This is a genomic window from Candidatus Limnocylindrales bacterium (assembly GCA_035571835.1).
In the GTDB taxonomy this organism is placed as follows: domain Bacteria; phylum Desulfobacterota; class Binatia; order UBA1149; family CAITLU01; genus DATNBU01.
On record DATNBU010000044.1, the window covers coordinates 120,617 to 132,695 of the forward strand.

At 67.6% G+C, this 12,079-nt stretch carries 9 protein-coding genes; all 9 read right to left on the reverse strand.

Going from position 1 to position 12,079, the window contains the following annotated elements; all coding sequences use genetic code 11:
* Positions 1–22 precede the first annotated feature (22 nt).
* On the reverse strand, positions 23–1,030 hold the full coding sequence (locus VN634_21210) for an alcohol dehydrogenase (GenBank protein ID HXC53419.1): 1,008 nt from the start codon (positions 1,028–1,030) through the stop codon (positions 23–25).
* A 59-nt stretch (positions 1,031–1,089) separates the two neighbouring features.
* On the reverse strand, positions 1,090–1,827 hold the full coding sequence (locus VN634_21215) for a hypothetical protein (protein HXC53420.1): 738 nt from the start codon (positions 1,825–1,827) through the stop codon (positions 1,090–1,092).
* 58 nt (positions 1,828–1,885) lie between these two features.
* On the reverse strand, positions 1,886–2,689 hold the full coding sequence (locus tag VN634_21220) for a tetratricopeptide repeat protein (protein HXC53421.1): 804 nt from the start codon (positions 2,687–2,689) through the stop codon (positions 1,886–1,888).
* Complete coding sequence (locus VN634_21225; GenBank protein HXC53422.1) at positions 2,686–4,494, reverse strand: BatD family protein; 1,809 nt, start codon at positions 4,492–4,494, stop codon at positions 2,686–2,688. The genes VN634_21220 and VN634_21225 overlap by 4 nt, the downstream gene beginning before the upstream one ends.
* A complete protein-coding gene (locus VN634_21230; protein ID HXC53423.1) occupies positions 4,494–8,132 on the reverse strand; it encodes a VWA domain-containing protein in 3,639 nt (1,212 codons plus the stop codon). Before VN634_21230 ends, VN634_21225 begins: the two co-directional genes overlap by 1 nt.
* Before the next feature lie 67 nt (positions 8,133–8,199).
* On the reverse strand, positions 8,200–9,225 hold the full coding sequence (locus tag VN634_21235; GenBank protein ID HXC53424.1) for a VWA domain-containing protein: 1,026 nt from the start codon (positions 9,223–9,225) through the stop codon (positions 8,200–8,202).
* Positions 9,215–10,330 carry a hypothetical protein gene (locus VN634_21240; protein ID HXC53425.1) on the reverse strand — a complete coding sequence of 372 codons (1,116 nt, stop codon included), beginning with the start codon at positions 10,328–10,330 and terminating at the stop codon, positions 9,215–9,217. Before VN634_21240 ends, VN634_21235 begins: the two co-directional genes overlap by 11 nt.
* Positions 10,327–11,424 carry a DUF58 domain-containing protein gene (locus tag VN634_21245; protein HXC53426.1) on the reverse strand — a complete coding sequence of 366 codons (1,098 nt, stop codon included), beginning with the start codon at positions 11,422–11,424 and terminating at the stop codon, positions 10,327–10,329. Before VN634_21245 ends, VN634_21240 begins: the two co-directional genes overlap by 4 nt.
* An 18-nt stretch (positions 11,425–11,442) precedes the next feature.
* Positions 11,443–12,079 (reverse strand): MoxR family ATPase (locus tag VN634_21250; protein HXC53427.1); only part of this gene is annotated, 637 nt, incomplete at its 5' end.

The window sequence follows — 12,079 nt, forward strand, 5'->3', positions numbered from 1 at the left end:
TGTCTGGCCGCGGTCGGCCTGCCTACCGTCCCATCGTGAGGACGACCCGAAACCGCGCCTTCCCGCTCATCATGCGATCGTAAGCGTCGGCGACGCGCTCCAGCGGATAGATCTCGTTCATCGACTGAACGCCGCATCGTTTGCTGAACGCGAGCGTATCCTGCGTGTCGATCGACGTGCCGGAATACCAGCCCTTGACCGAGCGGCACCCCACGATCAGCGACACGGGAGAGACCTGAATCGAGTCGGCTACTCCGAGCACGAGAAGCGTTCCGTTGACGGCGACGCCGCCCTGCGCGGCGCCGATCGCCTCGCCACTGGTTGCGGTTGCCAGAACGACTCGCGCGCCTCCGAGTTTCTGAAGCTCTGCCGCCGGATCCTGCGACTGGCTGTCGATGTACACCGAGGCACCGAGCTTGCGCGCAAGCGGCTCCTTGTCGCTGCCGCGCGCGATGCCGACGGTATGAAAGCCCATCTTCGCCGCGTACTGAACGCCGAGGTGTCCGAGGCCGCCGAGGCCGAGCACGGCGACGACGTCGCCCGGCCGCGCGCCGCTGTTGCGTAGCGCATTGAACGTGGTGACGCCCGCACACATGAGCGGCGCCGCTTCGACCGCCGGCAAATCATCGGGCATGAGCGCTACCGCGCTTGCCGGTGCGATCATGTACTCGGCATAGCCACCGTCATACGAGACGCCTGTTGTCTGGGTGCGCACGCACGCAAAGAAGTCTCCACGACGGCACGGGTCGCAGTAGCCGCAGTAACCGCCGTTCCATCCGACGCCGACTTTCTGACCGGGCTGCCATGCGACGACGCCGTCACCAACCGCGTCGATCACTCCTGCGACCTCGTGGCCGGGAACTCTCGGGTACGAGATCCCCGGAAACAGTCCGTCCTTGGTTACCGAATCGCTGTGGCACACGCCGCAGGCTTGGACCTTGATTCGGACCGAGCCTGCGGTCGGCTGCGGAATCGGGCGTTCGACGATCTCAAAAGCGGCCTTGGGTTGAGGTACGTGCACGACGCGCATTGTGGCCACTGTTGCCTCCGAAACTCGGGATCAGAAGATGTCGGAAATCAATCTCGTCGTTACGGCTGTCCGCAGACGGATCTGGCGAGTTCCCGCAGCAGCGCCCCGCCATCCCCCCGCCACGCACTCCCGTGCATACACGCGAGCAGCTCCGGCGATGTCGCTGCCAGCCGCTCCAGCATCGCCTCCGTCCCGCGCGTATTCGCGAAGTAATCCAGCGCATGCCGGAACGCTTCACTCGGCCCGAGAATGTCGCCTTCGGTAACCGCGGGCTGCGTCGACCCGGGTTGCGTCAGCAGATCCCCGCAGAACAACGTGCGCGACGTCTCGTCGAACAGATGCCCGCACTCCCACGCATGCGGAAGATGGGGAGTATCGAACCAGCGCAGCGTATGCGTGCCGATCGTGATCGTCTCGCCGTCGCATAGCGCGCGCGGCGGCCGGTCGGACATGTCGCCGACCGATGTCATCGCTGCAATCGTTCCGCACAGCGGCTCGGCACCCGGTGCCGCGGCGAGCCAGTCGTTGAGCGATCCGCATTCGTCTGCCTCGTAGTGCGAAAACGAAACGTACCGGAGCGAATCGACCAGCATCACGCTCGCGACCGCTTCGCGGATCAATGGAAACATCCGCCGCGGGCCGGAGTGATACAGCAGCGGCTCATCGTCGAGGATCAGGAACTGGTTGAACGAGAAACCGAACGGATCGCCGGGTATCGAAAGCGGCGTGTTGATGCGGAAGATGCCGTCGGCGATCTCGACGACGTTCGTTCCCGATTCGGAGTTCGTGACGGTCATGGCGGCCTCCGTAGAGCGGTCGATCCGCAGACACGCGGCCGACCGGCCTTCGAAAGGCTTACTTCCGGACGGCGTCCGGGTCCACCGGCTCGACGGCGGCTTTCGCCACCCACGCGTCGCGGCCGTTGGCGAGCACGATGCGCGCCCAGTCGCCGCGCACTTCTGCGATCGTGACCTCTGTGCCGGCCGGCAGCGGCTCGGCGAAGCGCGCAGGTGCGTTTCGTGAATCGGCGGCGCGAGCAACCGTGTCGGGCGCCGTCAGCACACCGGCACGCTCGGTGGTCGCGAGCGTTTCCGATCCGACGAGGATCGCCCACACGACGAGCGCGAGGGCAGACAGAAAGCGCAGCGCCGCGCTTCCGGAAGCGATTGCGCCGCCGAGCATCGCGGCGCCGATGAAAAACGCAACGGCCGCACCGCCGCGTCGCTCGCCGCTCGACATCGAATGCTGCCACGCAAGAAAGCTGTCGAAGAAACTTCCCGACTCGGGCCGCGGAACCGACGGCGGCAGCAGCGTGCGAGCGTGCGCCAGATTCTGGATGGCATGATGGTTGTCGGGGTCGAGCGCGAGCGCACGTCGATACGCGAGGATCGCGGTCCCGAGATGCTCGGCCTGAAGCGCCGCCGTTCCGAGATCGGTCCAGAGCTCGGGCCCAGCGCTTCCCGACGACGTTGCGGCAGCGAACAACCGCTCCGCACGCGCGAACGCTGCCGGGCGGTCGGCAGCAGACGACGTCTCCTGCGCGGCGCGATACGCGGCCAGTGCCTGATCGAGCGTCGCATCGCCCGCGGCCGCCGAAGCAAACGCCGCAACCGACAGCGAGAGCACGATACCCGTGACGATGCGGCGGAACGCGCTCACGACGCCTGCTCCATCAGCGCATCGGCAACCGACACGGCCTGGTTGCGCAGCACCTCGGTGATGATCGTGTCGCCGCCTCCGGGCGCGAACGCAGCTTCGTCGAGCCCGGCGAGCACGTCGTCGAGCTCGGGCGGCCGCGCATCGCCGCGGATCGTCAGCGCGGCCATCTTGCGAAGCGCGTCGGCGATCTTCTTCGGGTTGCGGTCGAACGTGACGTGACCGCGCAGGTCACGAAGCTCGCGGCGAAGCTTTGCCTTGACCGGATCGATGCTGCGACGCCTGCGCACGAACAGGCCGGCGCCGATCGCAAGCAGTCCGAAGCCGTAGCCTCCCCATGTCACCGCAGGGGTCGCGAGCAGCGACGGCGCCGAGGAACGCAGCCTGGCAACGTCGGTTTCGATCGAGAGATCCGCGCCAGTCAGCGTAAAGGCCGGCGCGCGACCGGGCGCTGCAGGCTTGGCCGCATCCTTCTTCTCTTCGGGCGGCTTCTCGGCCGGCGCGGCGCTGACGACGTCGCCGGCGCCGACGACGTTGGCCGCACGCACCGACAGCGCGATCGGTTTCGAATGCGTGCTCTCGAACTTGCCGGTCTCCGGATTGAACCACGAGTACTCGATCGGCGGGATCTCGCGCACCGCCGGATCGATCACGCGTACGCTCACGTCGAAATGCTTGCCGGTAGCGTCCGAGATCCCGGCGACTTCGCCGTCGGGCAGGCGGAACTGTCTGGGAGAAAGTCCGGCGGCATCGAGCGGCGGCAGCGATGCGCTGTCGAGCGATCCGTCGCCGTGGATCGTAAAGGTGAGCTTCACCGGATCGCCGGTCTGCAGCACGGTGCGGTCGGCGGCCACGTCCATCGTGAAACCCTGTCCGATCGCTCCGGCGAAGCTCGCCGGACGACCGGCGGCGGGAACGTTCTGTACGTCGAGCACGATGCTGTCGCCCGAGATCCGGACCTTGCGCGCCTGCGACGGCACGCGCGATCCGAAGATGTCGCGCCGGAACGCGGTGGCCTCGTCGCAGTACAGAGTCGGCTGACCGAGATCGAAGTGCCCGGGCGCAACTGGAATCAGCGTGCGCTTGAAGCTGCGGATCACCCACTCCCGGCCGCCCTCGCTGGTCTGCCTCACGTCGGCCGGAACTTCGGTCACGCCGCCCGGCATCTCCACGTTGATCGTGATGCGCGACTTGTCGTGCTCCTCGTCGAGGAATTGGAAGTTGGTGGTGTCGAGGAACAGCGGCACGCTCAGGCGCTCGTCGTAGAGCCGGTCGGCGAGGCCGCGCTCGGTCCACCATTCCACGGTCACCGGCACGCGCTGTCCGACGACGATCGGACGATCGGGGAACACCACGCGGATCTTCTGGCCGCTTCCCTCGGGAACGTCGGCCACCGTGATCACCCGCGACGCCGTCTTTGCAGTCTTTCCGTTCTGAGTGACGGTGAACGGACCGACCGAGTAGCGGCCTGCTGCCTGCGCGGTCAGCTGGTAGACGAAACCGAAACGGACCGAGCGGCTCTGGGTCACCTTGCCGTTGATGATCTGCATCATGCTCGAGATCTGCGGCCTCGCCTGCACGAACGCGAGACTCGCTCCGGGAGGCGGTTCACCGGTGACGTCGGGCGTAGGATCTTCGTCGAATCCGTCGGCGACGATCTGGATGTCGATCGGGGAGCCGGTGTAGTACGGGCCCTGCGCCATCTGCAGCTGGGCTTCCTGCGCAAAGGCTGCGCCGGCGAATGCGAGCGAACAGACGAGTGCCGCAAAGGCGCGTCCGATCGTCGTGCTCGCGATTCGCCTGGCCATCACCAGTCCTTCTCGACAGGTTCGTATCTCTGCTTCTCGGCCTTGTCCTTGCTCGCGCGGCGCTCGGCTTCGCGATCACGGATGCCCTGCAGGAGCTGCGCAGGATCGGTCTTTTCCTTGTCTTCCTGTTTGGCCTTCTGCCCGCCGGGCTGCTGCTGGCCGCCCTGCTGCTGTTGCTGCTGCTGATCCGTTTGATCCTGCTGCTGCTGGTCTTCCTTCTTCTGTTCGTCCTTTTTCTGTTGATCCTGTTTCTGCTGGTCCTGCTTGTCCTGGTCCTGCTTCTGCTGCTCAGGAGGAGTCAGCAGCTGGATCGCAGCGGCAAGCTCCTCGAGCGCGGTCGTCTGCGCGGAGCGCGTGTCGGCGAAAGCCGGCGGATTGATGCCGAGGCTCTGCACGGCGCTGTCCATCGACGAGCGTGCACTGTCGACGTGGGTGGCGGCCTCTCCGAGACGCTGCGGCAGATCTTCGGGAACCTTTCCCTTCGCTTCGGGTGGGATCGGCTGCTTGGCCTGCTCGCGCAGCGCATCGGCGATCGGCTGCGCATTGTTCGACAACGTCTGCTGGCGCGCACCGAGCGGGCCGGCTTTCTCCGACCAGTCCTTGTCCGGCGCGGCGCTCGCCATCGCGGACGTTTCTTCGGTCTGGTCACCGAGCTCGAGCTGGCGCTGCGCAAGCTCCTTCAGATGATCGATCACGCTGAAGAACAGACGCCTCAGGTCTTCGATCCTTTCGATGGCTTCCTTCACGGCTGCCTGCGACGGCTGCCACGCCTCGGCCGGGAGCGCATCGCCTTTGCTCGACGCTTCCTGGGCAAGCGCGTCGAGCTTGCTCGATGCCTCGTCGAGCGCGCCGCGCGCTGCCGTGAGATAGGTCGCGGCGAGATCGAGCCTCTGCTTTTCCTGCTCGGGATCGGGGCCCTGCGCGGGTTCTGCCGCAGGAGGTTGTCCCTGTCCCGGCTGAGCCTGCGCCTGCTGCTGTTCGGCAGCCTTGGCAGCGACGGCGGCGTCGGCCGCAGCCTGTTCTTCCTTGAGCTCACGATCGACATGCGCTCCGCGCGCGGTGTTGGTGCGCTGAAGCTCGGCGGCCGACGCGGCGTATTCGGACTTCCTGTCGGCCGGAATCTCTTCTTTCGGCGAGACGATCTCGTCGATGTGCTTCTCGTCGGAGTAAAGCAGCTCGACGAGTCGCTGCAGGTCGAGGAAGCTTTCACGCGCGGCCATCAGCCTGGTGATCGCCACCGACTGCGGCGCCAGCGAATCGCGGATGCTGGTTTTTTCGAGCAGGTCTTTTGCGGTCGCCATCTGCGAGGCCGCCTCTCCGATCAGCGGCTCGGCTTCGCGCACGCGCTCGAGCAGCGCGGCCTGCTTCGGATCGGCGGCTTCTCCGGTCTGTGCCGCCGCGGCGCTCTGCGAGACGACGGTGACGAAATTGTAGTGCAGCTCTTCGATGCGCTCGCGAAGCTCGCCGGCGGTGTCGGTCAGATGCTCGGGCGTGAGCCACTTCTGCGGCGGGATCTCCGTGCTGCCCGAGTCGAGCGCGACCTTGACGCCGCTCAGCCGGTAAAGCTCCATCGCGTCGCCGACGAGGATGTCGAGCACCTTGACCGGATCGAGCAGGCGGTCGCGCGCACGCTTGAGATGCGTCAGCGTCGTCGAAGCGGCGCGATAAGCGCCCGGGCCTTCGAGCCGGCGCAGCCTGCCGCGCGCCTGGCCCATCTGTTCGCGCGCCTGGTGAAGCGATTCGAGCACGCCGTCGAGCTGGACGGCGAGCATCTGCTCTTCGGGTTTCTGCTCTTCGGCGGGTTTCGCGCGGATCAGCGCCTGCTCGCGCACGGCGCGCTCGGAGACGTCTTCGGCTTTCGACGAGAGCGCGAGCTGCTGGGTGGCGAGCTCGCGGAATGCGGCGCGGTCGGGCTGCTGTTCGGCCGGCGCCGGCGGGGTGCCGGCCGGCGCTGCTGCCGGTGGCGTGCCGCCTTCCGGCGCGGCCGCACCCTGCACGACTTTGCGAAGCGCGGTCAGGAACCCGCGCTCGTCTTCCATCAGCGCGCTCACGTCGTCGATGAGCGACTTCTCTTTCTTCTTGGCGATCGCGTCGGCGAGCACCAGCGCGCGCCGCAGCACCAGCTCCAGGTTGTGGCGCGCATCGGCGTCCTTGGCATCGAGCGAGACGGCTTCGCGGAACCACGCGGCCGAACGCTCGAGCGCCGGAAGCGCTTCTTCCGGGGCGCTGTCGATCTTGGCATCGGCGCGGCGCGCGTCGAGCACTCCGAGGTTGTAGGTCGCGTCGCGCCTGAGCACTCCGTCGAACTCCGCGCGCGTGCGCGCGTCCTCGAAAAGCTTTTCGGCGCCGTCGAGATCGCCGGCAGCGAGCTTTTCGAGCCCGGCGTTGTAGACCTCGCGCGGAGGCTTCGGCTTTTCTTGCGCCGGCGGCGGCGCGGGCTTGGTGTCGTTCGCCGCAGTGTCGGCGGCGGCGGCATCTTCTGCGGAAGGAGCGGCGCCGCCTGCGTTTGCGGCAGCTGCGGGAGGCGCGGCCGGCTTCGGATCCTGCGTATGGTCCTCGGCGCGGGCCGAGACGGCAACGAGCATCACTACGGCAGCGGTCGCCACGGCCTGCACGGCTTTGCGCCGCGTGGCGAGCCCGGCGGCAACGACGACCGACGCGACCAGCAGCAGCAACGATGCGAGCACCGCCCACTGGTACGCCTCGTTGCGGATCGTGCGGTTCTCGCCGTCGAGGCTTCCGCGCGTGAGCCCTGCGATGTGCGTGTCGTAGATCGACTGCAGGTCGAGCACGCCGGTGCCGGCAGGGATGTACGCGCCGCCCGTCGCGAGCGCGATCTGCCGCAGCGTCTCGCCGTCGAGCCGGCTCATCACCGGCTGTCCGCTCGAATCGCGCAGCGGCTTCCGGGCGCCGGTCTTCGGATCGCGGATCTCGATCGGGCTGCCCTTCTCGTCGCCGAAGCCGATCGCGAGGATCTTGATGCCGCGCTCGGCGGCTTCCTTGGCGGCTTCGAGCGGGAACGAATCGTGATCCTCACCGTCGGTGATCAGCAGGATGGACCGCGACACCGACGCGCCGCTTCCGAAACCGGCCACCGCCTTGCGGATCGGCTCCTCGAGCCGCGTGCCGCCGCGCGACACGCTGTGCGGGCTCGCCGAGTCGAGCACCATGCGCAGGAACGAGAAGTCCGGCGTGATCGGCGCGAGCACGGTCGCGCGGCCCGCGAATGCGATCAGCCCGACGCTGTCGCCGCGCAGATAGGTCAGCAAATCGCGGATCTCGGCCTTCGCGCGCTCGAGCCGGTTCGGAGCGACGTCTTCGGCGAGCATCGAATTGGAAACGTCGAGGCAGACCATGATCTCGGCGCCGACGCGCGGTGTGGAGATGAGCTGGGCTCCCCACTGCGGCCGCATGAGCGCAACCACCGCCATCGCAAGCGACAGCGTGAACAGCACGATCGACGTGCGCCGCCTCGCTATCGACGGCACGCTTGCGAGCCGTGCTTGCATGATCGGCGACAGGAAACGCGAGAGCGTCGTATTCGAGCGCGCGTCGAGCCACAGGATCACGCCCGCGAACGCGAGGACTACCCACAGCAGCATCGCCCAGCCGGGCTCGGCAAAGCGGAAGTCCGTCATTGCGGCCACCGTCGCCGGTGCATCGGCTCGCGCTCTGGCACGCGGATCAACAGCCGCCGGAGGAACCTCACGGGAACCTCCGCAGGAACGTCGCCGATGCGAGCGCGGCGAGCATCATCAGGCCGGCTCCGGCTTCCATCAGCAGCGGGTAGTGCTCGCGGTACTGGAGGTAGCGCACTTCGGTGACTTCGGAGCGCTCGAGCCGGTCGATCTCGCTGTAGACCTGTGCCAGCGCATTCGCATCGCGCGCATGGAAGTAGCGGCCGCCGGTTGCCTCGGCGATGTGCCGCATCGTGTCCTCGTCCATCTCGACGTAGACGCGGCGCAGGTACTCGCGCCCGTCCATGCCGACCACCGGAATCGGCGCGAGTCCGCGCGTGCCGGCCGCAATCGTGTAGACCTTGATGCCGTTGTCGGCGGCGAGCTTGGCGGCCTGCATCGGGTCGATGTCGCCGGCGTTACTGACGCCGTCGGTCAGAAGAATGATCACCTTCGACTTGGCCGGATGCTCGCGCAGGCGCTCGACGGCCAGGCCGAGACCTTCGCCGAGCGCCGTCGAAGCTTCCGACTGTTCGGTTGCGATCTTCACATCGTCGAGGATCGCGAGCAGGTTGCTGTGATCGAGCGTCAGCGGACAGACGCTGTCGGCGTACGTGCCGAACACGACGAGGCCGATGAGGTCGTCTGTCCTGCCTTTGCCGGCCTTGCCGCCTTCGACGAATTCGTGGAACACGTGCTTGACCGCATCGAGGCGGCTTACGCTCGCGTCGCCGGCGACGAAATCGCGCGCGTTCATCGAGCCCGAGCGGTCGACGGCCATCACGATCGCGATGCCTTCGCGCTTGACGTGCGTGGTGGTGTCGCCGGTGCGCGGCCCGGCGAGAGCGATCGAGAACAACACGGTGGTGATTGCCAGCAGGAGCGCGGGCAGGCGTGCGAGCCTTGCGCGCAGCGAGCGCGGCGCGCGGTCGAAGTGCGACAGCGTCGAGACCGTGAGCACCGACGGCAGCCGCGCGGCCAGTGCGTAAACTACCGGCGCGAGCAGCGCGAACGCGAGCAGGATGGGGTCGCGCAGCTCGATGTCAGGCAGCATGGGCTGCTCCATCCGTACCGCTTGCCCGACCGCTTGCGCGATCGTTCGCGGCGCGTGGTCCGGAAGTTCCCGCTTCCAAGGTATCGTCGCCCGGCTGATGGGTCTGGTCGAGGAATCGCGATGCGGCGGCGAGCGCGGCGCGGATGTCGTCGGGCTCTGGAATGAAGCGCGCGAATTTGACCATGTCGGCGCGGCGCAGGAAGTCGCGCAGGAACCCCTGCTGCTCCTCGCCAAGGTCGGGCGACGCGCTGGCGACCTGCAGGAACTCCTCGGTAGTGAGCTCGGGCGCGCGAAGCTCGAAGCGGTCTTCGAGATAACGGCGGATGAGCGCGGACAGCTCGACGAAGAACTGGTCGATCTCGTCGGCATCCGACGGCAGCGCGCGCGCCGACAGCGCATCGAGACGTGCGCGCGCAAGCTCCCACGCGCTGCGCCGTCGGCCCTGCGCCCGCGCGGCGTTGTATGCACGCCACGCAAACGGCGCAGCGATCGCGATCAGGACCGCGATGCCGACCAGCCACGGCCACAGCGGACCCGGCGTGCGAAGCGGCGCAAGCCGGTCGCGAAGCGGCCTCAGCTCCTTGCTCGCACCCTCGGGAACGACGGATGCGACTTCGAACGGGATGCGCTCGGTGACGAGCTCGTAGGACTGTTCGCCTTCGGGCGCCGGACGCTGGCCGGGGCGGCGGTCGACGAACTCGATCATCAGCGGCGGGATCGACTGCGGCCCGGATAGCGGCGGCTCGAGGACGTAGCGCTGCGTCGAGACGGTGTTGCCATTCGCATCGACCGATTCCTTCGGGACGAACTCGCGCACCGAGAAGCGGTCGAGTGACTGGCCGAACTCGGGCATCGAAAGCTCGATGCCGTCGGCGGCGGTGACTTCGATGGTCAGCGTGACGGTGTCGCCGATCACGGGATTGGCAGGCTCGACGCGCACGCGCGCTTTTACAGGGCCGCGCTCGGTCGTCTTCTCGATTGCTTTGGGCGCTTCGCTTTCGGCTGCGGCCGGTTTGTTCGCCGTATCGACGGTATCGGCGGCGATCGACGTATGTGCCGCCGATGCGACGGCGAGCCAGAGGCAGAGGAAGGCGCGCCGGCTCATCGCCGCTTCCTTCGCTCGCGCATGCGGAAGAAGCGCACGATCGGATCGACGATCGAGCCGGTGGCTTCGATGTGGATGAAATCGATGCCGGAGCGCTGAAGACGCCGCTTGAGCGATGCAATGCGTTCGGCGGCTGCGGCCTCGGCGGCACGGCGGACCGCCGGCGAGCCCGTGTCCTCGAGCATCGTGCGTCCGGTTTCGGCGTCGCGCATCGCAATGAGCCCGGCGGCGGGGATCTCGAGCTCGCGGCGGTCGGTGACGAGCACGGCGATCACGTCGTGCTTCTGGTTGGCCGTCATCAGCGCGCGCTCGAAGTTTTCGTCGAGGAAGTCGCTGACGACGAAGCAGACGGCGCGGCGCTTGGTGACCGACATCGCGAAGCGCACGGCGCGCGAGATGTCGGTGGCCTCGTGCGCGCGCCGCATCGTGCGGCGCGCCGGAAGGATGCGTGAGAAGCTTTCGCGTGCACGGGCGAGGACGCCGGGTGCCTGCGCGCGGCGACGCGCACCGTCTGTGAGGCCGGTGTTCATCGCGCGCGGGGTGGATGCGGGCGGGCTTGTGCGCGAGCTTCCGTCGGCCGAAATCGGTGTCTGTCCCGGATTTCCGGAAATCAGTGTCTGTCCCCGATTTTCTTCTTCGTCGGTGAGGACTTCGCGGACGACGCGCAGCGCGTGTTTCTGGCCTTTGCGCGGGGGGATGTACTGCTCGACGCCGCCGTGGAACAGGATGAGTCCGACCTTGTCGTCATTCTTGATGGCCGAGAATGCGAGCAGCGCGCAGAACTCGGCGGCGGCTTCGCGCTTGGAGCGCGTACCGGAACCGAAGTCCTGCGAGGCCGACACGTCGGCCATCAGCAGCAGCGTGAGCTGGCGCTCCTCGATGTAGCGTTTGACGAACGGCTCTCCCGTTCTCGCCGTGACGTTCCAGTCGATCGAGCGCACGTCGTCGCCGGGCACGTACGGACGGACTTCCTCGAACTCGACGCCGCCGCCCTTGAAGACCGACACGTACTCGCCGGCGAGCACGTCGGCCACGTGGCGGCCGGTGCGCACCTGGATTTCGCGCACGCGACGGATGATTTCGGAGGCGCTCATCGGGCCGGGAGTCGGAGACTACGGAACCAGCACGGTGTCGAGGATGCGCGCGATCACCTGGTCGGTGGAGCGGCCTTCGGCCTCCGCTTCGTACGTGAGGCTGACGCGGTGGCGGAGCACGTCGGGTGCGAGCGACTTGACGTCGTGCGGCGTGACGTACGTGCGGCCCTGCAGGAACGCGTGGGCACGCGCACCGCGAAGCAGCCACAGCGACGCGCGCGGGCTCGCGCCGTATTCGATCATGCCCTCGAGGTCGGACGCTCCGGCTTTGGTCGGCTCGCGCGTCGCGCGCACGAGGTCGACGATGTAGTCGCGCACCTTGTCGTCAACGAAGACCTGCGAGACGGCGCGCTGGGCGCCGAAGATCTGCGCAGGCGTCGCGACCTTGCTGACCTGGGGCTCGGCGGCGGCGACGCCGATGCGGTCGAGGATCTTGCGTTCATCGTCGCGCGACGGGTAGCCGACCCGGATCTTCATCATGAAGCGGTCGACCTGGGCCTCGGGAAGCGGGTAGGTGCCTTCCTGCTCGATCGGATTCTGCGTCGCGAGCACGAAGAACGGTTCCGGGAGACGCATCGTGTCCCCGCTCGCCGTCACACTGTGCTCCTGCATCGCCTCGAGCAGCGCCGCCTGCGTGCGCGGCGGCGCGCGGTTG

What these genes read in the sequence shown, in the direction of transcription:
- VN634_21230 (HXC53423.1), bottom strand. Translation starts at nt 8,132, where the DNA reads ATGACGGACTTCCGCTTTGCCGAGCCCGGCTGGGCGATGCTGCTGTGG.
- VN634_21235 (HXC53424.1), bottom strand. Translation starts at nt 9,225, where the DNA reads ATGCTGCCTGACATCGAGCTGCGCGACCCCATCCTGCTCGCGTTCGCG.
- VN634_21210 (HXC53419.1), bottom strand. Translation starts at nt 1,030, where the DNA reads ATGCGCGTCGTGCACGTACCTCAACCCAAGGCCGCTTTTGAGATCGTC.
- VN634_21245 (HXC53426.1), bottom strand. Translation starts at nt 11,424, where the DNA reads ATGAGCGCCTCCGAAATCATCCGTCGCGTGCGCGAAATCCAGGTGCGC.
- VN634_21240 (HXC53425.1), bottom strand. Translation starts at nt 10,330, where the DNA reads ATGAGCCGGCGCGCCTTCCTCTGCCTCTGGCTCGCCGTCGCATCGGCG.
- VN634_21225 (HXC53422.1), bottom strand. Translation starts at nt 4,494, where the DNA reads ATGGCCAGGCGAATCGCGAGCACGACGATCGGACGCGCCTTTGCGGCA.
- VN634_21215 (HXC53420.1), bottom strand. Translation starts at nt 1,827, where the DNA reads ATGACCGTCACGAACTCCGAATCGGGAACGAACGTCGTCGAGATCGCC.